The organism is Janthinobacterium kochi, from assembly GCF_051380715.1.
In the GTDB taxonomy this organism is placed as follows: domain Bacteria; phylum Pseudomonadota; class Gammaproteobacteria; order Burkholderiales; family Burkholderiaceae_D; genus Janthinobacterium.
Genome location: NZ_JBNYXO010000002.1, coordinates 121,352 through 144,351 on the forward strand (window position 1 = coordinate 121,352; position 23,000 = coordinate 144,351).

Annotated in this window: 18 protein-coding genes; 15 read left to right on the forward strand and 3 right to left on the reverse strand. The window is 64.3% G+C overall.

Going from position 1 to position 23,000, the window contains the following annotated elements:
- Window positions 1–48: 48 nt before the first annotated feature.
- Window positions 49–810 carry a hypothetical protein gene (locus tag ACQ4WL_RS04925; RefSeq protein WP_436508472.1) on the reverse strand — a complete coding sequence of 254 codons (762 nt, stop codon included), beginning with the start codon at window positions 808–810 and terminating at the stop codon, window positions 49–51.
- 318 nt (window positions 811–1,128) lie between these two features.
- On the opposite strand from ACQ4WL_RS04925, the gene ACQ4WL_RS04930 reads away from it, so the two are divergent.
- The gene (locus ACQ4WL_RS04930; RefSeq protein WP_436508473.1) at window positions 1,129–2,010 is read left to right on the forward strand and encodes a hypothetical protein; all 882 of its coding nucleotides are present in this window, start codon (window positions 1,129–1,131) and stop codon (window positions 2,008–2,010) included.
- Window positions 2,007–3,521: a hypothetical protein gene (locus tag ACQ4WL_RS04935; RefSeq protein ID WP_436508474.1), complete on the forward strand. Its 1,515-nt coding sequence runs from the start codon at window positions 2,007–2,009 to the stop codon at window positions 3,519–3,521. The genes ACQ4WL_RS04930 and ACQ4WL_RS04935 overlap by 4 nt, the downstream gene beginning before the upstream one ends.
- A 194-nt stretch (window positions 3,522–3,715) precedes the next feature.
- Here ACQ4WL_RS04935 and ACQ4WL_RS04940 read toward each other — a convergent pair whose 3' ends face one another.
- Window positions 3,716–4,162, reverse strand: a complete 447-nt coding sequence (locus tag ACQ4WL_RS04940) for a hypothetical protein (protein ID WP_436508475.1) — start codon at window positions 4,160–4,162, stop codon at window positions 3,716–3,718.
- A 291-nt stretch (window positions 4,163–4,453) separates the two neighbouring features.
- Here ACQ4WL_RS04940 and ACQ4WL_RS04945 point away from each other — a divergent pair, with 291 nt between their 5' ends.
- Window positions 4,454–5,524 carry a M29 family metallopeptidase gene (locus ACQ4WL_RS04945; RefSeq protein WP_436508476.1) on the forward strand — a complete coding sequence of 357 codons (1,071 nt, stop codon included), beginning with the start codon at window positions 4,454–4,456 and terminating at the stop codon, window positions 5,522–5,524.
- A 3-nt stretch (window positions 5,525–5,527) separates the two neighbouring features.
- Here the strand turns inward: ACQ4WL_RS04945 and ACQ4WL_RS04950 are convergent, their stop codons facing one another.
- A complete protein-coding gene (locus ACQ4WL_RS04950; protein ID WP_436508477.1) occupies window positions 5,528–6,487 on the reverse strand; it encodes a LysR family transcriptional regulator in 960 nt (319 codons plus the stop codon).
- 109 nt (window positions 6,488–6,596) lie between these two features.
- Between ACQ4WL_RS04950 and ACQ4WL_RS04955 the strand changes: the two genes are divergently transcribed.
- The 12 genes from ACQ4WL_RS04955 (at window position 6,597) to ACQ4WL_RS05010 (ending at window position 22,922) form a co-directional block, all read left to right on the forward strand.
- Entirely contained in the window at window positions 6,597–7,436 is an 840-nt protein-coding gene (locus ACQ4WL_RS04955) for a phytanoyl-CoA dioxygenase family protein (protein ID WP_436508478.1), read from the forward strand.
- On the forward strand, window positions 7,436–8,254 hold the full coding sequence (locus ACQ4WL_RS04960) for a sugar phosphate isomerase/epimerase family protein (RefSeq protein ID WP_436508479.1): 819 nt from the start codon (window positions 7,436–7,438) through the stop codon (window positions 8,252–8,254). The genes ACQ4WL_RS04955 and ACQ4WL_RS04960 overlap by 1 nt, the downstream gene beginning before the upstream one ends.
- A 45-nt stretch (window positions 8,255–8,299) precedes the next feature.
- Window positions 8,300–8,761, forward strand: a complete 462-nt coding sequence (locus ACQ4WL_RS04965; protein ID WP_426089365.1) for a MarR family winged helix-turn-helix transcriptional regulator — start codon at window positions 8,300–8,302, stop codon at window positions 8,759–8,761.
- 165 nt (window positions 8,762–8,926) lie between these two features.
- Window positions 8,927–11,302, forward strand: a complete 2,376-nt coding sequence (locus ACQ4WL_RS04970; RefSeq protein ID WP_436508480.1) for a M1 family metallopeptidase — start codon at window positions 8,927–8,929, stop codon at window positions 11,300–11,302.
- Window positions 11,299–11,787: a DUF6702 family protein gene (locus tag ACQ4WL_RS04975; protein ID WP_436508481.1), complete on the forward strand. Its 489-nt coding sequence runs from the start codon at window positions 11,299–11,301 to the stop codon at window positions 11,785–11,787. Before ACQ4WL_RS04970 ends, ACQ4WL_RS04975 begins: the two co-directional genes overlap by 4 nt.
- Before the next feature lie 33 nt (window positions 11,788–11,820).
- Entirely contained in the window at window positions 11,821–13,854 is a 2,034-nt protein-coding gene (locus ACQ4WL_RS04980; RefSeq protein ID WP_436508483.1) for a TonB-dependent receptor, read from the forward strand.
- Between the two features lie 105 nt (window positions 13,855–13,959).
- Entirely contained in the window at window positions 13,960–14,694 is a 735-nt protein-coding gene (locus tag ACQ4WL_RS04985) for a 2OG-Fe dioxygenase family protein (RefSeq protein WP_436508484.1), read from the forward strand.
- Window positions 14,695–14,836: 142 nt separating this feature from the next.
- A complete protein-coding gene (locus ACQ4WL_RS04990) occupies window positions 14,837–16,198 on the forward strand; it encodes a hybrid sensor histidine kinase/response regulator (RefSeq protein ID WP_436508485.1) in 1,362 nt (453 codons plus the stop codon).
- 262 nt (window positions 16,199–16,460) lie between these two features.
- On the forward strand, window positions 16,461–17,189 hold the full coding sequence (locus ACQ4WL_RS04995; RefSeq protein WP_436508486.1) for a CerR family C-terminal domain-containing protein: 729 nt from the start codon (window positions 16,461–16,463) through the stop codon (window positions 17,187–17,189).
- Window positions 17,186–18,607, forward strand: a complete 1,422-nt coding sequence (locus tag ACQ4WL_RS05000) for an efflux transporter outer membrane subunit (RefSeq protein ID WP_436508488.1) — start codon at window positions 17,186–17,188, stop codon at window positions 18,605–18,607. Before ACQ4WL_RS04995 ends, ACQ4WL_RS05000 begins: the two co-directional genes overlap by 4 nt.
- A gap of 13 nt (window positions 18,608–18,620) precedes the next feature.
- Complete coding sequence (locus ACQ4WL_RS05005; RefSeq protein WP_436508489.1) at window positions 18,621–19,796, forward strand: efflux RND transporter periplasmic adaptor subunit; 1,176 nt, start codon at window positions 18,621–18,623, stop codon at window positions 19,794–19,796.
- 9 nt (window positions 19,797–19,805) lie between these two features.
- Window positions 19,806–22,922 (forward strand): efflux RND transporter permease subunit, encoded by a 3,117-nt coding sequence (locus ACQ4WL_RS05010; RefSeq protein ID WP_436508490.1) that lies wholly within the window; start codon window positions 19,806–19,808, stop codon window positions 22,920–22,922.
- Window positions 22,923–23,000 lie beyond the last annotated feature (78 nt).

Consider the following 23,000-nt stretch of genomic DNA (forward strand, 5'->3'; position numbering starts at 1 on the left):
CTTGATATCTTTCACGGCGTCTTTCCGATGCACAGGCATGGCCTTGCCCTACTGGCCCGCAGCCGGCGCTGGCACCGCGTCCAGCAGCGAACGCTCGAGCAGTTGCGACAACGCCGTGCGCAGCGTCTGCGTGCGCGCCGCCAGTTCCGGCCGCCTGTAGCGCTCGGCGGCGATCAGGCTGCTTTCCAGGCAGACGCGGTCCGACCTGGCCAGGCAAGCGTCGGCCGCGTCGAGCTGGGCGCTCGCTTGCGCCACTTTCACCTTGGCGTCGAGTTCCAGGCTGTCGGGATCGTCGCCCCAGCGTTTCACGTAGATGGCCAGGCGCGTGGCGGCCAGATCCGGCTTGCCCGCATCGAGCGCCTGCTTGACGCTGTCTTGCAGCGCCGTCCACGCCTGTGCCCGCTGCTGTTGCCGCTCGCAAGTAGCGGCAGACTTGGTGATGCTCGCCTGCAAGCGCTTGAGGTGCGCGGCGGGCGCCTTGGCGCTTTTCAGCACGGCCAGCGCGCTGCGCGCCCCGTCCAGGTCGCACTGCGCCGCCAGCGCAGTGGCGGCCTCGACCTGTTCCGCCACGCTGGCCGGCTTGTCGGCGGGCTTGTTGAAGAACCAGATACCGGTCAGTACCACGGCCGCCGCGATCCAGGTGCGCAAGCGCACGGGCGGGCGCGGTGGTGGCACCGAACCCCTGGCGGCCGGTTTCGCGGGCGGCGCCTTGGCTGGCGCGGAAGCCGGCGGCGGGACGGGCTTCGGAGCGGACTGCGGCACGGGAACGGGAACGGGAATGGGCGGGGCGACGGGCACCGGCGGTGGCATGCGCGGCACCGGGGGCGGCGCTGACACTGTCTCTAATACAGGCGCTGCAGCCACCTGGCGTGCGCCGCAAAACGGGCAATGCGCCACGCGCAGCAGCAAGCTTCGGCCGCAAGCGGCGTTGATGCAAACATCATTCACTGTTTCAAGCACATTCCAACCTTTTCCTGGAGTCATTCCACTGCGTTCTGCCGCAATATTACCTTACGCGAGTACTGCAACGGGGCATCTGCGCAGTCATCCGTAGACTTGATGCCGATCAAGAGGCCAGCACCGCCGCGTCCTAAGCTACAGGCACAGGCCAAGGACAAGGAGAACGCCATGCCAGCCCACCTGATCATCGAAGACGGCCAGCCCTGGTGGTGGGATAGCGCCGATATCTGGGTCGTGCCGGGCAATGATCCGAATGGCCCGCCGGGCGCGCCCATTGCCGGCATCAGCAATTACCTGTGGGGCCGCGTGCACAACACGGGCAACAGTGCCTCAAATGGCGTGCGCGTGGACTTTTACTGGGCCGACCCGTCCGGCCAGATCGCCGTCGGCGCCGCCACGCAGGTCGGCTCAGCGTTTGCCGACTTGCCGCCCGGTGCCACGCAGGAAGTGCTATGCCTCGTGCCCTGGGTACCCGTCATCGTCAATGGCGGCCACGAATGCCTGCTGGCCGTGGCCCACGGCGCGGGCGACACCAACCCGCTGCCCGACCCGCTGCCCAACGGCTTTCCTTTCCAGCCCACCTTGCACGAGCAGATCGCCCAGCGCAATGTCACCGTGGTGCTGGCGGCGCGGCGCGCGCAATTGCTGGCCATCACGGTCGCGGCCCTGCCCCGCGCAGCGAGGAAAGTGGAATTGCACATTGAACAGGGCGGCGAACTGCCGGCGCGCCTGCTGGCCACCCTGGGCCTGGAAAAATGGCAGCCGGCCAGGGACGCACGCCTGGAAGCGGGACTGGCGCGCACGCCCCACTGCAATGGCGATACGCCCGGCGAGCAAACGCTGGCGCTGGAAGTGCCGCGCGGCCAGGCGCAGGCCATGTACCTGAGCCTGCGCGCCGAAGCCTTGCCGCCACGCCAGTATGCGCTGCTGCGCGTACTCGAGACCCAGGAAGGCAAGGTGATGGGCGGCATCACGTATCTCGTCATCACTCCGGAGAAAGAGCAAGCGCAAGAGCAGGCGCAGCACAGCCCCGAGGAGCAAGCATCATGAGCGACACCCCCATGCAGGTGCTGACGCGGCCGTTCGCGATCGAGCCCGTCACCAATATCATGCTGCCCGATGGCATCTTTGACAATGCCATCTATGGCTTGCGCATCGCCGCCCATGTCACCAACATGTCCAGCAGCGCCCTGACGCATGTCACGGTGTATCTGGAAAGCGTGGGCGACCCCGGCATCGCGCCCGTGGCGCGGACCTTTTTCTTTGCCAGCATTCCCGCCGGCGCGGCCATGCTGGTGATGTGGGACGCCGACTTCGAGCATGCGGCGCCCGGCAAGCGCCTGGTCAGCTTTGTCGCCAAGGCCGACGGCTACGCGCCGCGCCGCTCGATCCAGCAAATCTTCGTCTCGCAAACGCGCTTTGACAGCAGCACCAATACCTATACCTGCACGGTCGAGGAAGGCACCCTGGAACTGTCCAAGCCACAGGGCCACCTGCCCGGCAAGCGCTGGGGCAGCACGGGCGGCGACAATACAGGTGGGGAAAATACGTGCCGCTGCCCGCCCGGCCTGGGCCCCATCGTGCCGACCGGCATGACGCTCGTCTGGACGCCGAATCCCGCCTATGCGGGCACGCATGGGGAGCTGCCGTTTTCCGACCCGTGGTGGAAGATACTCGCCATCATCATCGCCATCATCGCCGCGCTGGTGGCCATCATTTCTGCCGCGCTCGGCTCCGGCAAGGCCAGCTTCAGCGTGGGCGGCACGTTCGAGGAGACCGATCCCAGCGTCGATTGCTGTTCGCTGGAAGGGGCCGGCTCGGGCCAGCCCGAATTCACGGTGGCGGGCGTGGCCTCGGCCATCGCCTCGGGCGCCATCGCCGTCGCCTGCTCCGATATCGCGGACCCCTTCTGGCGTGGCCAGGAAGCAACACCACCGGCCGCCGGCGAACTGACCCTGGCCGAGCGCGTCGTGGCGCAATGGGTGCTGCCCGAAGCGCCGAACGCGGGCTTGCCCTACACGGCCGACATCAGCTGGCAGTACGAGCGCTACACCACGGGCGCCACCTACCAGCATGCCGTCACCGAAACGCAAGTCAACATCCATGTGGCGGGGCCCGTGGAAACGGATACGCCCGCCGTCGTGCAAGCCTATGAACCGCTGTGGATACGCGCCAGCTTCAAGCGCGACAATGGCAATGTCTTCCGCGGCACGGAGCTGTATGCCTTCGTGCTGTTCCAGGCGCCGCAAGGCCTGTATTTCGTGGCATCGCTGACCGACGACGGCCTGGGCTTCGACCCGGGCGCCAACGACGGCGTGTATGCAGGCAGCCTGGACTTGAAACGGGCTTACCGCACCCTGCTGCAATATGATCAAAAGGTCTACGGTACGTGGAGAGTCTTCGTCTTCGCGCAAGACGTCAACCTGACCAAGCCCGGCACGCCGCCGGAAATCGCCGCCCAGCACATCGGCGGCATGTTCGTCGCCAGCGCCATCGAAATCACCTTCGACGACAGCCTGCCGTGCCCGCTCAAGGCGCAAGCGAATATCGTCGTGGTGTGATGGGGATCGTGAGCGAGGTCAGGCGTAGGTCGGATTAGCGCGGCAAAACCGCGCTAATCCGACAACATCGTTGGCTCCCGTATGCACAGCAGGAGCGGCTGAGAAAATGCTCAGGGCTAGGCGCCGCCCCGAAGACAGTACTTCAGTACGGCGAGGGGCAGGCAACAACGCCATGGGCGTTTTATCAACCGCTCCTACACCTTGACGCTTTCGGGCTTGGCGATGACCGTGCGCGGAATGATATCCGTTGCCGGGCAAGTCTCCATCGCCTCCGAATACGTCAGCCAGCGTTTCAGGCTATCCATATGGCGGATGGTGATGCCCTTGCCATTGATATAGCCGATTTGCTCGAAATTGGCGGGACTGGTGGTCAGCTTCGATACGGTAGGGGCATTATCGATCAGGCGATCATAGGCCTTGCGCGCCTTGTGTTCCCACTTCGCCAGCGCGGGATCGTCGAAACGGTTGCTTTCAAAATAAACGGTGACGGTACGGTCGTGGTTGGCAAAGCCGACGATGGCCGCGCCCCTGCGTATCGTCAACAGCACATCTTCCTTGACGCTTGCGATGGGCACAAGCAGGGCCGCGCGGCCATCCGCATCGGGCCGTTCCATCGGAATATCTTGTCCAATCACACTCATCGCATCACACTCGTCGAAGTCTATTCATTGCACCATCCGCATCAGGATGGGTGTCGTCCTGCATCACATTGCACAAACCGCCATGCGTTCGCGCCGCATGCCGCTCGTGTATCTGGCCTGTTTTACAAATAATACATTGCCATACGGCACTACACAAGATAATCGGCCTTCCCCGGTGGGGCTTGAGCATCCTTGCCACAGATGCAAGCCTGAAACGGCGCGGTATCGACGACACGCCAGGCAATCGCCTTATAATGCCTGGTTTACCATACGCCAGACGAAATCCGTACCATGACGCTTCCCGAGAATGACACCAGCCGGCTCGATGCCATCAGCGCCGCCGCCACCGAAGTGGCCGCGCAAAACGTGGCCGACCTGCTGGCCATGGCCATCTGTCACCGCCCGGACGAACCGGCCCTGATCGTCTGCGACAAGCGCAGCTGGCTCAACGTCGTGTTGACGGAAGCCTATCGCCAGGCATTGCCGGACGCGAGCTTCATTGATTTCGACGACGTCACGCCCGACGCCGTGCTGGCCGCGTTTGCCGAACTGCCCGCCGGCAGTCTCGTCGTGCTGATCCAGTCGACCAGCTTCCGCCTGGAAGCGTTCCGCATCCGCATCGAGCTGTTCAAGCGGGGCCTGAAAGTGATTGAACACGTGCATTTGTCGCGCATGCCCGGCGTGCAGGGACTGCACTACATCGCTTCGCTGGCCTACGACCCCGCCTACTACCGGGGAGTGGGCCATGCATTGAAAACGCGCATCGACGGCGCCCGCCACGGCATGGTCGACAGCGGCGGCGAGCAACTGGTCTTTGCTTCCCCGTTCGAATCGGCCAAGCTCAATATCGGCGACTACAGTGGCATGCGCAATATCGGCGGCCAGTTCCCGCTGGGCGAAGTGTTTACGGAAGCGCAGGATCTGGAAGCCGTGAATGGCCGCGTGCGCATCTTCGTCTTTGGCGACACGCACTTCATGGTCAACCGCCCCGACACGCCGATCACCCTGATCATCGAAAAGGGGCGCGTGACAGGCACCGAGCACGCCACGCCGGAATTTACCGCCATGCTGGAGATCATCCGCGCGCATGAGGGCGACGTGTGGGTGCGCGAACTGGGCTTCGGCATGAACCGCGCCTTTTCGCGCGAACAGCTGGTCAACGACATCGGCACCTACGAACGCATGTGCGGCATCCATTTGTCGCTGGGTGCCAAGCATGGCGTGTATACCAAACCCCAGTTTAAGCGCAAGGATGCGCGCTACCACGTCGATATCTTCGCCGTCACCGAAGCCGTCTACCTGGACGACGAGCGCGTGTATGCCGATGGCGCGTGGACGCTGGAACCCGTCGCCTTCAACTGACCGTCAGCTGAAGAATCCCGCCGCTTCCAGCTCGCGGTCCCACGGCGGCACGGGCTGGTATTCGGCCACCAGGAAATCGATCAGCACGCGCACCTTGGGCGACGGCTGGCGACTGGCCGGATACAGGGCGCTCAAGTGATTCAACGGCAGGTCCCAGCCAGACAGCACGGGCAGCAGGCTGCCATCGAGCAGATTGCGCCAGGCGAGGAAGGTAGTGCTGTAGACGATGCCCAGCCCCCGCTGCGCCGCCTGGTGCAGCACCAGGCCATTGTTCGCCGTAAAACCCGCCTGCACGCGCACGCTCACCTTTTCTTGCCTGTCGCCCTCCCCGCGCTGGAAATGCCAATTCGTGCCATCGGTCAGGTGGCTGAAATGCAGGCACTGATGCTGCAGCAAGTCTTGCGGCGTCTGCGGCACGCCCCATTGCGCCAGATAGGCGGGACTGGCGCACAGCACGGCGCGGCATGGCGCCAGCGGGCGCATGGCCAGCGCGCTGCTGTCCGGGATGCCGCCCACGCGTATCGTCAAATCGAAGCCGTGGCGTATCGGGTCGAGCAGCGCATCGTCGACAAACAGCTCGGCCTGCACCTGCGGGTGCAGCAGGCTGAAACGGGCGACAGCGTCGGCCAGCCAGGCGCTGCCGAAACTCGATGGCGCCTGGATGCGCAGCGGCCCGGCGAGCGCCGCCCCCGCTCCCGCCTGCGCCACGTGCGCCACCATGCGCGCCGCTTCCTGCGCCTGGCTGACGGTGGCCATGCACGGCGCCAGGTAGGCGCGGCCCGCATCCGTCAGGCTCACTTCGCGCGTGGAGCGGTGCAACAGGCGCGCATGCAGGCGCTCTTCCAGCTGCATGATGGTCTTGCTGACCATGGCCCGCGTCAAGCCCAGGCGCTGCCCGGCCACCGTAAAGCTGCGCTGGCGCGCCACTTCGACAAAAATTTCCATCGCTTTTAGTTGATCCATATCAAAGATTGTCTGCGCTTTGGCGACAATCTGTCAACCGCCGGGCGATTGTTTGCCGTCCCCGTCCATCCTACAATGGCGCTTTCCATTGACCTCCGGAGCCGCCGCCATGCTGACAATCCTGCAACAAGAACAATACCAACGCGACGGCTACCTCATCCTGCCCGATTTCAAGGGCGCGGACGACATCGCCGCCTTGCGCGCGCGCGCCGAGCAGATTGTCAACGAATTCGATCCCAGCGTCAGCCAGTCCATCTTCACCACGCGCGACCAGGCGAAGAACACCAACGATTACTTTCTCGCCTCCGACAACACCATCCGCTGCTTCTTCGAGGAAGAAGCGTTCGGCGCGGACGGCCAGTTAAAGCAGGCGAAATCGCTGTCGATCAACAAGATCGGCCATGCCATGCATGACCTGGACCCCGTCTTCCGCGCCTTTTCGGCCGACCCGAAACTGGCCGAAGTGGCGCGCGACCTGGGCCTGGCAGACGCGCAGGTATGGCAATCGATGTACATTTTCAAGCAGCCCGGCATCGGCGGCGAAGTGCGCTGGCACCAGGACGCCACGTATTTCGAGACCACGCCGATCAGCGTGACCACCTTCTGGTTCGCGCTGGAAGACGCGACCCTGGACAATGGCTGCCTGTGGGCGGAACCGGGCGGCCACCGCGGCCCCTTGCGCGAGCGCTTCATCCGCAACGGCGACGCCGTGCGCGTGGAAAAACTCGATGCCATGCCCTGGCCCGACGACAGCACGGCCGTGCCACTGGAAGTCAAGGCCGGTGCCCTCGTCTGCTTCCACGGCTTGCTGCCCCATTACAGCGCGCCAAACCGCTCGCCCGTCTCGCGCCACGCCTACACCCTGCATGCGACGGACGGCCAGACCGAATACGCAGCCCACAACTGGATCCAGCGCGACGCGGCGTTCCCCGTGCGGGGCTTCGTCTGATGCGCATCGAAGTCTACGCCGCCCACTGGGGCAATAACGAGCTGGCGCCCGAGGTCTTCATCGACAGGGTAGCGGCGGCCGGCTTCGACGGCATCGAGATGTCGCTGCCGCTGGACGCGGCCCTGCGCGAGGAATGGACGGCCCGTATCGCCAAGGCGGGCCTGCAACTGATCGCCGCGCAATGGGAAACCGTATTCCACCGCGATTTCGCCCTGCACCGCGCGGCCCTGGCCGAACTGCTGGAAAACGCCTGCCTGGCGCGGCCCGTGCTGGTCAACACGCACACGGGCAAGGATTACTATACGCCGGCGCAGAACGCAGAGCTGCTCGACCTGGCCGCCGCCATCTCGGCCAGGCACGGCGTGCCCATCGTGCATGAGATCCACCGCAGCCGCTTTTCCGGCCATCCGATGCTGCTGCTGCCCTACTTGGCGCAGTATCCTGAACTACCATTAACGGCCGACCTGTCGCACTGGTGCTGCGCCTGCGAATCCTTGCTGGAAGACCAGCCACAAACCCTGGCGCAGGTGCTGCCGCTGGTGCGCCACGTGCACGCGCGCGTCGGCCATGCACAGGGGCCGCAGGTGGCCGACTTCCGCGCGCCGGAAGCCAAGCCTGCGCTCGATGCCCACCTGGCGTGGTGGGATGCCATCGTCGCCCTGCGCCGCGCGGCCGGCGCCGAGCGCATGACGTTCACGCCGGAATTCGGCCCCGCGCCGTACACGCAAACCCTGCCCTGGACACAGCAACCCGTGACGGATGCATGGGAACAGAACGTCGCCATGCTCAATTTGCTGCGCGCGCGGTACGCCGGGTAGGCGCCACGCGTTGCAATTAAATAGCGCACTATATATACTGTGCCCATGGATACCACTACCGCCCCCAACCCCTTGCACCAGGTGCCGCGCCTGGACAGCCAGCTGTGCTTTGCGCTGTACTCGACCTCGCTTGCCATGAACAAGCTGTACCGCAAGCTCCTGCGTAAACTCGGCCTGACGTATTCGCAATACCTGGTGATGATGGTGCTGTGGGAACGCGATGGCTTGACGGTATCGGAAGTGGGCGAGCGCCTGTTCCTCGACTCGGCCACCCTGACGCCCCTGCTCAAGCGCATGGAGCAAGCGGGCCTGTTGACGCGTGCGCGTGCCGCCAGCGACGAGCGCCAGGTCATCATTTCCCTCACGCAGCAAGGCGACCAGCTGCGTCACGAAGCGGCCCTGCTGCCCGAAGCCATCCTGACGGCCAGCCACTGCAGCGTGGAACAAGTTGTGGACATGAAACAACAACTGAACCAGTTGCGCGACAGCCTGATGAAAAGTGAGTAAAAGCCCCGCTTTCCCGAGCAAAATATGGTAAAGCCCCCCCCTGACAGCGTCAGGCAAAAGCTGGCGCAAAATCTGCCTTTCTTTATTACAAATCGATACAAGGATGACACCACCCTGCGTATAGAATAGTTGCCACTATTTCCTTACAACAACATCAGGGTGACCATGCGCATACCTTTCGGCTCCGTAGCCTCGTTGGCTCTCTGCTTTACCGTGTCGGCTTTCGCCGCCGAACCATTCGACGACAAGTTCCGCCAGCTCGAAGAAGTACTGCCCACCCCGAATACCTACCGCACCGCGTCCGGCGCGCCGGGCCACGCCTACTGGCAGCAGCGCGCCGACTACACGATCCGCGCCACCCTGGACGAAGCCAAACGCGAGATCGCCGGCAGCGGCAGCATCACCTACCACAACCAGTCGCCCGACACCCTCGGCTACCTGTGGGTGCAGCTGGACCAGAATATCTACAAGCCCGATTCCGACGCGCGCCGCATGACCACGGCGCCTTCGCGCCAGGCGTGGGCCAAAACGGCGGGCGACGAGACGATGAAGTTCGAAGGCTTGCGCGGCATCCTGGCGCGCGGCGACTTCCAGGGCGGCTTCCATATCCGCGCCTTGAAAGGCGCGGATGGCCAGCCTTTGAAATATGTAGTGAACCGCACCATGATGCGCATCGACCTGCCGCAGCCCTTGAAACCGGGCCAGGACTTCGTCTTCCAGATCGACTGGGATTACCGCATCAATGAACAGAAGGTGCTGGGCGGGCGCGCCGGCTATGAAGTCTTCGACGACAAGAACGCCCTGTTCGAAGTGGCGCAGTGGTTCCCGCGCATGGCGGCCTACTACGACGCGGCCGGCTGGCAGCACAAGCAGTTCCTCGGTTCCGGCGAATTCACGCTGGAATTTGGCGACTACGACGTGCAGTTGACGGTTCCTGCCGACCATATCGTCGCCTCCACGGGCGCACTGCAAAACCCGCAAGACGTGCTCTCCAACGCGCAGCGCGAGCGCCTGGAAAAGGCCCGCAGCAGCGACAAGCCCGTCATCATCGTCACGCAAAAAGAAGCTGAGGCGGCCGAAAAATCCGTCAGCCGCGCGCAAAAGACCTGGCACTTCAAGGCGGCCAACGTGCGCGACTTTGCCTGGGCCTCGAGCCGCAAGTTCATCTGGGATGCGCAGGGCTACAAGAAGGGCGGCAGCGATGTGATGGCCATGTCCTACTATCCGAAAGAGGGCAACCCGCTGTGGGAAAAGTACAGCACGCAAGCCATCGTGCACACCATCGAACAGTACAACAAATACAGCATCGACTACCCGTATCCGACGGCCATCTCCGTCAACGGCCCCGTGGGCGGGATGGAGTATCCGATGATCTCGTTCAACGGCCCCCGTCCGGTGAAAGACAAAAAGACAGGCGAGCTGACTTACTCCAAGCGCACCAAATATGGGCTGATCGGCGTCATCATCCACGAGGTGGGTCACAACTACTACCCGATGATCATCAACTCGGACGAGCGCCAATGGACGTGGATGGATGAAGGTTTGAACACCTTCGTGCAATACCTGGCGCAGCAGGCGTGGGAAGAGAACTATCCGGCCTCGCGCGGCGAACCGCGCGAGATCGTCGACTACATGCGTAGCCGCGACCAGGTGCCGATCATGACGAACTCCGAATCGCTGCTGCAGTTCGGCAACAACGCCTACGCCAAACCGGCGGCGGGCCTGAACATCCTGCGCGAAACCATCCTCGGGCGCGAACTGTTCGACTACGCGTTCAAGGAGTATGCGCAGCGCTGGAAGTTCAAGCGCCCGACTCCCGCCGACTTTTTCCGCACCATGGAAGACGCCTCCGGCACGGACCTGGACTGGTTCTGGCGCGGCTGGTTCTATACCACCGACCCGGTCGACATCAGCATCGACGGCATCAGCGAATACGGCGTGAGTTCAAAAGATCCGGCAACGGAAAAAGCCTGGAAAAAGGCGCAAAAGGATGCCCAGCCGGAATCGGTCACGAGCCGCGCCAACAAGGGCATGCCGCGCCGCGTCGATGCGCATCCGGAACTGAAGGATTTCTACAACCAGCACGACGATTTCACGGTAACCAACAAGGACCGCAACAGCTATGCCGAAGCGCTGGCCGGCCTGGAACCGTGGGAAAAGGACTTGCTGAAACAGGGCAAGCACCTGTACCTGGTCGACCTGTCGAACCTGGGCGGCATGGTCATGCCTCTGATCCTCGAGATCGAACTGAAAAGCGGCAAGAAGTACGTCGAGCGCGTGCCGGCCGAAGTGTGGCGCTACTCGCCGAAGAGAATCACCAAGGTCGTCATCACCGATGAACCGATGGTGGGCATGGTGCAGGACCCGTACTGGGAAACGGCCGACATCGACACCAGCAACAATAGCTGGCCGCGAAAAATCACGCCATCGCGCCTGGAACTGTTCAAGAGCGAAAAATCACCCAAGGATAACCTGATGCGCGACTTTCATACGCCGTTGAAAGGCAAGAATGGCGGCCCGGCCAAGGGCGACGAGGCATGAAGCGCTGGCGCGCGCTGGCCGCCGCCCTGCTGGCCTGCGCCAGCATGGCAGCCGGCGCGCACAATTTCCACATGGGCATCGCCGACATCAGCTATAACGCGGCCAGCGGCAGCACGGAAGTGGTACACACCTACACGGGCCACGACGTCGAGGCGCTGCTGACAAATTTGTACCAGCGCCAGTTCGACCTGGGCCAGGAAGACAGCGAAGCGGCCCTGCGCCGCTATGTCGAGAAACAGTTTTACCTCGTGGCGCCGGACGGCAAGCGATTGCGCCTGAGCTGGGTCGGCATGAAGGTCAATGCCGACAACGTGGTGATCTTCCAGGAGATCGAGCACACGCGCCTGGCCCCCGCCACGCGCATCCACAACCAGCTGCTGATCGATTTCCTGCCCAGCCAAAGAAATACCCTCAACGTGCAGGACAGCGGCAGCATCCAGACGCTGATTTTCGACCGCCAGAACACGGAACTGCCGATCCGCTGAACACCGGCAGACCGCCGCCACACCCAGACACTCATGACGCCACGCTACCTTCCCCTCCTCCTCGCCGTCCTGTTTCCAGGCGCCGCCCACGCCGACGACATCTTCCAGCGCGTGCTGGTCGACGGTTCGCGCCTGAACCAGCTGGGCGTGGCCGATTCGGCCAACGCGGGCAGCGTCACGCAACAGCAACTCGACGCGCGCACCAGCTACCGGCCCGGCGAATTGCTCGAAGCCGTGCCGGGGCTGATCGTCAGCCAGCATAGCGGCGAGGGCAAGGCCAACCAGTTCTACCTGCGCGGCTTCAACCTCGATCACGGCACGGACTTGCGTACCACCGTTGACGAGATGCCAGTCAACCAGCGCAGCCATGGCCACGGCCAGGGCTGGACGGACCTGAACTTCCTGATCCCCGAACTGGCCATGCGCCTCGACTACAAAAAGGGCCCTTATTCGGCGGCGCAAGGCGATTTTTCCTCGGCGGGAGCAGCCTCCATCATCTATGCGAACCGCCTGACGCAAGGTATCGCCAGCGCGGGCATCGGGCAAAACGGCTTTCGCCGCGCCCTGCTGGCCGATTCGTTTGACGCGGGCGACGGCAGCCTGCTATACGCGCTCGAAGCGCAGCATAACGATGGCCCGTTCACGCAGCCGGACCGCTACCGCAAGCTCAATGGCGTGCTGCGCTACAGTCAAGGCTATGCCAACAACGGCTTCAACGTCACGGCCATGGCGTATGACGCCAGCTGGCGTGCCACCGACCAGATTGCGCTGCGCGCCGTGCAGGACGGCACCTTGGGCCGCTTCGACGCCATCGATGCCAGCGACGGCGGCAAGGCGCAGCGCTACAGCCTGTCGGGCGCCTGGCGCCGGAGCACGGACGACGTGTCGTCCAAGGTCAGCGCGTATGTGATCGCCAACCGCCTGGCCCTGTTTTCGAATTTTACGTATGAGCTGGACGACCCCGATAACGGCGACCAGTTCGCCCAGCCCGACCGGCGCGTGACATCCGGCCTCGATGCCAGCCACACCTGGCACCGCCACACGGACAGGGGCAGCAGCGACACCACCATCGGCCTGCAGCTGCAGCACGACAATATCCACAATGGCCTGTACAACACGCGCCAGCGCCAGATCGTATCGACCACGCGGCAAGACCATATCGTCGAAACCAGCATCGGCGTGTATGGTGAAAACAGTACGCGCTGGTCGCGGTCGCTGCGCACCGTGGCCGGCCTGCGCGCGGACGCCTACCGCTTCGACGTGCGCAGCGACCGCGCCGCCAACTCAGGGCAAGCCAGCGACCATTTGTTCAGCCCCAGCCTGAGCGTGATCGCCGGTCCGTGGCGCGACACGGAAGCGTATATCAACATCGGCAATGGTTTTCACAGCAACGACGCGCGCGGCACGACGATCACGCTCGACCCGAAGACGGGCGAAGCGGCCGACAAGGTCACGCCCCTGGTGCGCTCGCGGGCCCTGGAACTGGGCTTGCGCAGCGCCGCCATCGCCGGCCTGCAAACGTCGCTGTCGCTGTACCGCCTGGACTTCGATTCCGAGCTGCTGTTCATCGGCGACGCCGGCGCCACCGAGGCGGGCCGCCCCAGCCGCCGCTATGGCATCGAGTTTTCCAGCTACTACAAGGCGGCCAGCTGGCTGTCGCTGGACCTGGACCTGGCGTATGCGCGGGCACGCTCGCGCGGCAGCGACCCGGCGGGCGACTTCATCCCCGGCGCCATCGAAGGCGTGGCCCAGCTGGCCATGACGGTGACGCCGCGCGGGCCATGGTCGGGCTCTTTGCGCCTGCGCTACTTCGGTCCGCGCCCCCTGATTGAAGACAACAGCGTCCGTTCGTCGGCCAGCGTGGGCTTGAACGGGCGCATCGCCTACCAGATCGACAAGACCTTGCGCGTGGAGGTCGAAGGCTACAACCTGGCCAACCGGCGCGACTCGGCCATCGATTACTACTATGCTTCGCGCCTGCCCGGCGAGGCGCAGCCGGTTGACGATATCCACTTCCATCCGGTGGAATCGCGCTCGCTGCGTATGACCCTGGTAAAGAATTTTTAACGCAACAAGCATAATTCCTGGCGGAGGTAACACAAGAGTTGCCGCGAAGTCGTAGAATGCCAGGCTGGATAAACTGATACAGGCCGCGTTCCGGCCCGCACCGCCATGAGCACTTCCGCACCGATCTTTACCGACCCGTCCCACGTCAAGGACGCCTTGCGCGATGACGGCTATGCCGTCCTGCGCCCGCAGGACGTGGCGGCGCTGGCCGGCTGCCCGCTGGCCGCGCTGCGCGCGCTCGAACCGAGCTGGAACGCGCTGGCGCTGGACAATTACCTGAAAGATGGCGGCCGCTATCGCCGCCGGCGCCACTCATGCTTCGTACAGGATGGCGCGCGCCTGACGCAGACGGCGCACCGTCCGCACTGGCAACCGGTGGAATACAACGCCCTGCACGGCGGTATGCACCGCCTGTTCGAGCCGGTCGAGCCGGCCATCGTCGCGCAGCCGGCCTGGCAACAGCTGCTCCGCGCGCTGGGCGACGCCTGCTCGCAGGTCAAGGGCAGCCAGCCGTGGTTCATCGAGGCACACCAGTTCCGCATCGATACGACCGATGGCATCGGCCGCCCCACGCCGGAAGGCGCGCACCGCGACGGCGTCGATTTCGTCGCCGTGCTGCTGATCGGACGCGAACAGGTCAAGGGCGGCGAGACACGCATCTTCGAAGCCAATGGCCCCAACGGCAAGCGTTTTACCCTGACCGAGCCGTGGTCGCTGCTGCTGCTCGACGATGCGGCCGTGATCCACGAATCGACGCCGATCCAGCCCATCGGCGAGCATGGCCACCGCGATACGCTGGTGCTGACGTATCGCGCAGGCCAGTTCCAGGGCGAAAACTGACAGGCGGCCACCGCATTCCCTGTGGCCAAAATAGTTACCTGGAAGTTACTTTTGCAGACCTAAATCCGATATAGTCGTACGATGTCGATATTGCGCGCTCACCGCGCCCAGCATCACCACACTGAAATTCTAGGAGAGGTCTGTGGACTCCAGCAATCAAATCAAGCCTGACGAAATCGAGATCCTGATCGTTGAGGACAGCCCGACCCAGGCGGAGCGATTGCGCCGCCTGATCCAGTCGCTGCACTACAACGCGCGCGTGGCGGCGAATGGCCAGCTGGCCCTGGCCGCCATCCGCGAGCGCAAACCGCACCTGGTGCTGTCCGATATCGTCATGCCTGAAATGAATGGCTATGACCTGTGCCGCGCCATCAAGTCCGATCCGACCCTGCGCGACATTCCCGTGATCCTCGTCACCTCGCTCAACGACCCGAAGGACATCATCCGCGGCATCGAATGCGGCGCCGACAATTTCATCCGCAAGCCGTATGCGGAAGACTACCTGCTCAACCGCATCAGCCACATGCTGATGAACCAGAAGCTGCGCAAGAACCAGAATGTGGAAATCGGCATCGCCCTGTACCTGGGCGACCAGAAGCACTTCATCAATGCAGAGCGCCAGCAAATCCTCGATTTGCTCATTTCCACGTATGAGCAGGCAGTGCAGGTCAACGGCGAACTGCAGGCGCGTGAACGCCAGGTGATCGAATTGAACATGCGCCTGGCGCACCATGCGGCCGAACTGGAAACCATCAACCGCGAAATCGCCCTGAAAAACCTGGAACTGGCCGAGGCGAGTCGCATGAAGTCGGCCTTCATCGCCAATATGTCGCATGAATTGCGCACGCCCCTGAACGCCATCATCGGGTTTACCGGCGCACTGCTGATGAAACTGCCCGGCCCCCTGACGTCCGACCAGGACAAACAACTCAATACCATCCGCGCCAGCGCGCGCCATCTGCTCTCTTTGATCAACGACATCCTCGACGTGGCCAAGATCGAAGCGGGCAAGCTGACCCTGTCGATCGAGCCCGTGCACTGCCAGGAGCTGATGGCCGACGTGGCCGACACCTTGCGCCCCCTGGCCCAGCAAAAGGGCCTGGCGCTGGAAATGGCACTGGGCGAAGCGGGCCAGCCGCCCGCCATCATCGACACGGACCGCCGCGCGCTGACGCAAATCCTCATCAACCTGCTCAACAACGCCATCAAGTTCACGGAACAGGGCACGGTGCGCATCAGCCTATCCCAGCGCGAAGAAGACGGCGTGCTGGTGACGGAAATGAGTATCGCCGACAGCGGCGCCGGCATCAGGGAAGAAGACCAGGCCAAGCTGTTCCAGGCCTTCTCGCAGCTCGATTCCACCTCCACGCGCCACGTGGAGGGCGCGGGGCTGGGCCTGTACCTGTGCCAGAACCTGGCCAACGCCATCGGCGGCGCCCTGTTCTTCAATAGCGACTACGGCTCCGGCAGCACGTTTACGCTGGCCCTGCGCAGCAAGCCCTGATTCGGGTGCGCCGCAGCATAAACTCTGGATATTTTGCCAACTGACGTAGATCGATACCGTAGTTCTACGGTATTGCACCGCACCATTTTCAGCGCTATAGTGGAACTGTCTCCTCCAATTCGTTCCCTGAACATTGGATTCAGCCCGCGCTAGTACGCGGGCTTTTTTTTGCCTGCGTTTTCCACGCATCTTCATCTTTCCTTAACTAAATCAAACGATTTAGTTATATCAATCGTTTGAGATATGTGATTAAATCTCCGGCATGATTGAAAAAAACGCCATCCCCACTCCCCACGCCGACGACGGACGCAAGCCCCGTTCCGATGGAGAACAGTCGCGCGAGCGGCTACTGCATAGCGCCATCCGCCTGTTTGCCGAGCAAGGCTACGCCAAAACCTCCACGCGCGAACTGGCGCAGGCGGCAGGCACCAACGCGGCCGCCATCAGCTACTATTTTGGCGACAAGGCGGGCCTGTACCGCGCCGCCTTCTCCCATCAATTATCTAATCCACAAGACAATATCGCCCTGTACGAGCAGCCCCATTTCACCCTGCGCCAAAGCCTGGAAGGCTTTTATGCGCAATTGCTCGCCCCCATGCAGCAGGGAGAAATCGCGCGCGACTGCATGCGCCTGTGGTGCCGCGAAATGCTCGAACCGACAGGCCTGTGGGCACGCGAGGTCGACCAGAACATCCGTGCCGAACACGAGGCGCTCACGCGCGTGCTGGCGCGCCACCTGGGCGCGCCCGACAACAGCGACGACATGCACCGCCTGGCGTTTTCCATCGCCTCGCTGGCCCTGCAGCACATGGTGGGCGCCGAGGTGCTGCAAACCTTACGTCCGCAATTGCTGGAATCGCCGCACGCGATCGACATCTGGCTGGCGCGCATGACCGACTACGCACTGGCCATGGCCGACGTGGAGCGCCGGCGCCTGGCCCTTCCTCCCTCTACTCCCACCGATCAACGACAAGCAGAAGGACCAGCATGACGACTATTCGATGCACCGTTCAACGCGCCCTGGCCGCCAGCATCGTGCTGGCGCTGGGCGGCTGCGCCTTGCAGGGGCCGCCCGCAGCGGTGGCACCCGGCGCACCCGCGCAGTGGCAGGCGCCGCTGCCGCATAACGGCAAGCTGACCGACCTGGCCAGCTGGTGGCAGGGCCAGGGCGATAGCCTGCTGGTGGAATTGATCACCGACGCGCAACAGGTCAGCCCCACCGTCGCCGCCGCCGGCACGCGCATCGTGCAGGCGCGCGCTGACAGCATCGCCAGTGGTGCCGCGCTGGCGCCCACCCTCGACGCGACAGGCAGCGTGGTGCGCACCAGCCAGCAATCGGCCCAGCCGGGCGGCACCACCTCGCAGGCGGCCCTGCAAGCGTCGTGGGAAATCGATGTGTTTGGGGCCAAGCGCGCCACGCGCGATGCGGCGCAGGAGCGCTACGACAGCGCGCGCGCCGGCTGGCATGAAGCCCGCGTCTCGGTCGCCGCCGAAGTGGCGAACCAGTACTACGCCTTGCGCACCTGCCAGCAACTGCAGGCAGTGGCCGAACAGGATGCCGTCTCGCGCCGCGACTCGGCACGCCTGACGGAACTGAGTGCCGGTGCCGGTTTCCAGCCGCCCGCCAACGCCGCCCTGGCCCGCGCCAGCGCCGCCGAAGGTGCCAGTCGCGCCATCGAACAGCGCGCCGCCTGCGATGTGAATGTCAAGGCGCTGGTGGCCCTGTCGGCTATGCCGGAAGCGTCGCTGCGCCAGAAGCTGGCGGCCAGCCCCTTTGTTGCGCCCTCGCCCGTAGCGATTGCGCAACTGCCGGCGCAAACCCTGGGCCAGCGTCCCGACATCTACAGCGCCGAACGCGAAGTGGCGGCGGCCAGCTTCGAAGTACGCGGCGCTCAGGCGCAGCGCTATCCGCGTCTGAGCCTGGCCGGCTCCATCGGCAAGGGCAATATCCGCTCCGGCGGCGACAGCATCACGGCCAGCACCTGGAGCATCGGGCCGCTGGCCGTCAGCCTGCCTATCTTCGATGGCGGCGCCCGCCGCGCCCAGGTCGATGCGGCCACGGCGCGTTATGACGAAGCGGTGGTGAAATACCGCGCCGGCGTGCGCCAGGCCGTGCGCGAAGTGGAAGAGGCGCTAGTCAACCTGGCCAGCACGGACGCGCGCAGCGGCCACGCCAAAACGGCCCTGGAAGGTTACCGCGTGTCGTTTGTCGCCACCGAGGACCGCTACAAGAATGGCCTGGCCAGCCTGATCGAACTGGAAGACGCGCGCCGCACGCGCCTGGCCGCCGAAAACACCGTGGTCAACCTGGAGCGCGAACGCAGCGCCGCCTGGGTGGCGCTGTACCGCGCCGCCGGCGGTGGCTGGAACAACAGCAGCGCCAACGCCATCGCTCACAACGCACCCTGACGGATACGACAACATGAAAAAAATGACCTTGAAACCGATGGCGCTCGCCCTTGCCGCCCTTTGCTTGATTCTGGGCGCCGGCGTGGCGCTGTACTCCCCTTCCTCCACGGCCGCCGACGATGCCAAGGATAAAAACGCGGCACAAAAGCCTGCGCTCACCGTCACCACAACCAAGCCGCAAACGGCCAGCCTGCCCATCAAGCTGAAGGCCAACGGCAACGTGGCCGCCTGGCAGGAAGCCGTCATCGGCAGCGAATCGAATGGCTTGCGCCTGACGGATGTGCGCGTGAATGTCGGCGACGTGGTGCGCGCAGGCCAGGTGCTGGCCGTGTTCTCGAACGACACGGTCAACGCCGACGTGGCGCAGGCGAAAGCGGCGCTGCTGGAAGCGGAAGCGAATGCGGCCGAAGCGGCAGCCAACGCCCAGCGCGCCCGCTCGCTGCAAAGCACGGGCGCCATCAGCGCGCAGCAGATCAGCCAGTACCTGACGGCCGAACAGACGGCCAATGCGCGCATTGCATCTGCCAAGGCGCAGCTGGCGTCGCAGCAGCTGCGCCTGAAATACACGCAAGTGGTGGCGCCTGACAGCGGCATCATCTCCTCGCGTTCGGCCACCGTCGGTTCCGTCGTGGGCGCTGGCACGGAGCTGTTCCGCATGATCCGCCAGGGCCGCCTCGAGTGGCGCGCCGAAGTGACGGCCACCGAGCTGCTGAACCTGAAACAGGGCACGCTGGCGCAAGTCAAGGCGGCCAATGGCAGCGTCTTGACGGGCAAGGTGCGCATGATCGCCCCTACCGTCGATCCACAGACGCGTTACGCCCTCGTCTACGTGGACCTGCCGGCCAGCACGGGCAACAATGCGCCGTTCAAGGCCGGCATGTACGCCAGCGGCGAATTTGAACTGGGGACCTCGGGCGCGCTGACGGTGCCGCAGCAGGCGATTGCCGTGCGCGATGGCTTCAGCTATGTCTTCCGCCTGAATGCCGACCAGCGGGTCAGCCAGATCAAGGTGCAGGCCGGACGGCGCCTGAGCGACCGCATCGAGATTGTAAGCGGCATCACGGCCGACACGACGATCGTCGTCAGCGGCGCTGGCTTCCTCAATGACGGCGATCTGGTACGTAATGTTCAAACCCCGGTGCAAAACCCGGTGGCAGCAGCTGCCAAGCCGGCCACGGCGAAAAAGTAAGGAGAGGCCATGAACTTTTCCTCCCTCTCGATCAAGAATCCGATCCCGGCCATCATGCTGTTTGCGCTCTTGACCCTGGCCGGTCTGCTGGCCTACAAGGCCAATCCGGTGCAGGATTTCCCGGACATCGAACTGCCTATCGTCACCGTCAGCGCGGTGTTGCCCGGCGCCGCGCCGGCCCAGCTGGAAACAGAAGTGGCGCGCAAGATCGAAGACTCCGTCGCCACCTTGCAAGGCGTGAAAAACATCTACACCAAGGTGCTCGATGGCGTCGTCACGGTGACCGTCGAGTTCATCCTGGAAAAGCAGATCGCCGAAGCCGTCAACGATGTGCGCGATGCCGTCGCGCGGGTCAAGGCGGACATGCCGGCCGAACTGCGCGACCCCACCGTCACCAAGGCGTCCACGGCAGGACGCGTGGTGCTGACCTTTATCGCTACGGCGAAAGGGGGCGTGGACAACCCGCTCGACGCTCCCGACCTGTCCTGGTTCGTCGACAACACGGTGGCCAAGCGCCTCTTGACCGTACCCGGCGTGGGCGCCGTCACCCGCGTCGGTGGTGTCTATCGCGAGATCCAGGTGGAACTCGACGAGGCGCGCATGGCCGCCTTGAAAGTGTCTGCCCTCGACGTCTCGCGCCAGCTGCGCCTGGTACAGCGCGAAGCGCCTGGTGGCAGGGGCGACATCAGCGGCGCCGAGCAGTCTGTGCGCACCATCGCCACCGTCAAGACGGCCGATGAATTGTCGCGCGTGGAAGTGCCGCTGCCGGACGGCCGCCATGTGCGCCTGGACCAGGTGGCCAGCGTGCGCGACACGGTCGCCGAACCGCGCGCGCTGGCCGAGCAGGATGGCAGGACGGTCGTCGCCTTTGAAGTGTTCCGCACCAAGGGCGCCAGCGAAGTGGCCGTCGCCAAGGGCGCGCGCGACGCCATCGCCGACCTGCAGAAGGAAAACCCCAACGTGGTGCTGCAGCAGTCGATCGACAATGCCTTCCCCGTCGAGGAAAACTTCGACGGTTCGATGGAGCTGCTGTACGAAGGTGCGCTGCTGGCCGTGCTGGTGGTGTGGTGGTTCCTGCGCGACTGGCGCGCCACCCTGGTGGCTGCGGCCGCCCTGCCCCTGTCGGTGATGCCGGCGTTCCTCGGCATCTACTGGTTCGGCTACACGCTCAATACCGTCACCCTGCTGTCGCTGGCACTGGTCGTCGGCGTGCTGGTCGACGACGCCATCGTGGAAATCGAAAACATCGAGCGCCATCTGCGCATGGGCAAGTCGCCCATGCAAGCGGCCATGGAAGCGGCCGACGAAATCGGCATGGCGGTGATCGCCACCACCTTCGCGCTGGTGGCCGTATTCCTGCCGACAGCATTCATGAGCGGCATCCCCGGCCTGTTCTTCAAGCAGTTCGGCTGGACAGCCGTGCTGGCCGTGCTGGCCTCGCTGGTGGTGGCGCGCCTGCTCACGCCGATGATGGCCGCCTACATATTGAAACCGCTGCCGCACAAGGAAGAACAGGATGGCTGGCTGATGACGCGCTACCTGCACGTGATGCGCTGGTGCCTGAACCACCGCGGCGTCACGGCCATCGCCGCGGCCCTGTTCTTTGTCGGCGCCATCCTGCTGGTGCCGCTGCTGCCGACGGGCTTCGTGCCGGCCGCCGACCGCGCGCAGACGCAGATCAACCTGGAACTGCCGCCCGGCTCCACCCTGGCCGAAACGCAGGCCGTGGCAGCCATGGCGCGCGATGCAGCCATGCAAACGCCCGGCATCAAGGGCGTCTTCAGTTCGATAGGCGGCGGCTCCAGCGGCGACGCCTTCGCCCCCGGCGCGGCGGCCGAGGCGCGCCGCGCCGTGCTGACTCTAACCACCGTACATCGCACGGAGCGCAAGGAATCGATGGCGGGCCTGGAAACGCAGCTGCGCCACAAGCTCGATACGATCCCCGGCGCCCGCTTCACGGTGGGACCGCCCGACACGGGCGTCAAGATGCAGTTGGTGCTGCGCTCGGAAGACCCGGTGGCTTTGACGACGGCGGCGCAAAAGGTCGAGCGCGAACTGCGCGGCCTGAAAGGCATCGGCAACGTCAATTCCAGCGCCTCGCTGGTGCGCCCGGAAATCATCGTGCGCCCTGATTTCGCCAAGGCGGCAGACCTGGGCGTGACGGCGGCAGCCATCGGCGAGACGGTGCGCGTGGCCACGGCCGGCGACTACGACACGGACCTCACCAAAATGAACCTGCCCGAGCGGCAAGTGCCGATCCGCGTCAAGCTGCCCAACAGCGTGCGCGCCGACCTGGCCGCCATCGAGCGCCTGACGGTACCCGGCAAGAATGGCCCCGTGCGCCTGGCGAATGTGGCCAGCGTGACGATGGAAAGCGGCCCGGCGCAGATCGACCGCCTGAACCGCAGCCGCAACGTGACGCTCGACGTGGAACTCGGTTCGCGTACCCTTGGCGAATTGAATGAAGAAGCGCGCGCGCTGCCATCGATGAAGAATTTGCCGCCGTCCGTGAAGATCGCCGAACTGGGCGACGCGCAGGAAATGGCTTCGCTGTTTGCCAGCTTCGGCCTGGCCATGCTGATCGGCGTGCTGTGCATCTACTGCGTGCTGGTGCTGCTGTTCAAGGACTTCATGCAGCCGGTGACCATCCTGGCGGCGCTGCCGCTATCGATCGGCGGCGCCTTCGTGGCGCTGCTGATCACGGGCAGCGCCCTGTCGATGCCGTCGATGATCGGCCTGATCATGCTGATGGGGATCGTCACCAAGAACTCGATCCTGCTGGTCGACTATGCAATCCTGGCGCGCCAGGCCGGCATGAACCGCTTCGATGCGCTGGTCGACGCCTGCCACAAGCGCAGCCGGCCCATCCTGATGACGACGATCGCCATGGGCGCCGGCATGATGCCGCTGGCGCTGGGCTGGGGCGCCGATCCCAGCTTCCGTTCGCCGATGGCCATCACCGTCATCGGCGGCCTGATCACCTCTACTTTATTGAGCCTGCTGGTGGTGCCGGCCGTATTCACCTACATCGACGACCTCGAGCACCTGCTCAAGCGCGGCATGGCGAAACTGCGCCGCCAGCAGGCGCCGCTGCGGCGCGATGACAAGGTGGCGCTGGAAAAATAAGCGCCACGGTGAATTGCAAAATCGCCCCCTGCGGGCAAGGAAGCGAGGGACCGGCCGCCAGGCCGCGCTCCCTCGCTT

Coding starts and splice junctions, on each gene's coding strand:
- ACQ4WL_RS04925 (WP_436508472.1), bottom strand. CDS start 810: ATGCCACCGCCGGTGCCCGTCGCCCCGCCCATTCCCGTTCCCGTTCCC.
- ACQ4WL_RS04930 (WP_436508473.1), top strand. CDS start 1,129: ATGCCAGCCCACCTGATCATCGAAGACGGCCAGCCCTGGTGGTGGGAT.
- ACQ4WL_RS04935 (WP_436508474.1), top strand. CDS start 2,007: ATGAGCGACACCCCCATGCAGGTGCTGACGCGGCCGTTCGCGATCGAG.
- ACQ4WL_RS04940 (WP_436508475.1), bottom strand. CDS start 4,162: ATGAGTGTGATTGGACAAGATATTCCGATGGAACGGCCCGATGCGGAT.
- ACQ4WL_RS04945 (WP_436508476.1), top strand. CDS start 4,454: ATGACGCTTCCCGAGAATGACACCAGCCGGCTCGATGCCATCAGCGCC.
- ACQ4WL_RS04950 (WP_436508477.1), bottom strand. CDS start 6,487: ATGGATCAACTAAAAGCGATGGAAATTTTTGTCGAAGTGGCGCGCCAG.
- ACQ4WL_RS04955 (WP_436508478.1), top strand. CDS start 6,597: ATGCTGACAATCCTGCAACAAGAACAATACCAACGCGACGGCTACCTC.
- ACQ4WL_RS04960 (WP_436508479.1), top strand. CDS start 7,436: ATGCGCATCGAAGTCTACGCCGCCCACTGGGGCAATAACGAGCTGGCG.
- ACQ4WL_RS04965 (WP_426089365.1), top strand. CDS start 8,300: ATGGATACCACTACCGCCCCCAACCCCTTGCACCAGGTGCCGCGCCTG.
- ACQ4WL_RS04970 (WP_436508480.1), top strand. CDS start 8,927: ATGCGCATACCTTTCGGCTCCGTAGCCTCGTTGGCTCTCTGCTTTACC.
- ACQ4WL_RS04975 (WP_436508481.1), top strand. CDS start 11,299: ATGAAGCGCTGGCGCGCGCTGGCCGCCGCCCTGCTGGCCTGCGCCAGC.
- ACQ4WL_RS04980 (WP_436508483.1), top strand. CDS start 11,821: ATGACGCCACGCTACCTTCCCCTCCTCCTCGCCGTCCTGTTTCCAGGC.
- ACQ4WL_RS04985 (WP_436508484.1), top strand. CDS start 13,960: ATGAGCACTTCCGCACCGATCTTTACCGACCCGTCCCACGTCAAGGAC.
- ACQ4WL_RS04995 (WP_436508486.1), top strand. CDS start 16,461: ATGATTGAAAAAAACGCCATCCCCACTCCCCACGCCGACGACGGACGC.
- ACQ4WL_RS05000 (WP_436508488.1), top strand. CDS start 17,186: ATGACGACTATTCGATGCACCGTTCAACGCGCCCTGGCCGCCAGCATC.
- ACQ4WL_RS05005 (WP_436508489.1), top strand. CDS start 18,621: ATGAAAAAAATGACCTTGAAACCGATGGCGCTCGCCCTTGCCGCCCTT.
- ACQ4WL_RS05010 (WP_436508490.1), top strand. CDS start 19,806: ATGAACTTTTCCTCCCTCTCGATCAAGAATCCGATCCCGGCCATCATG.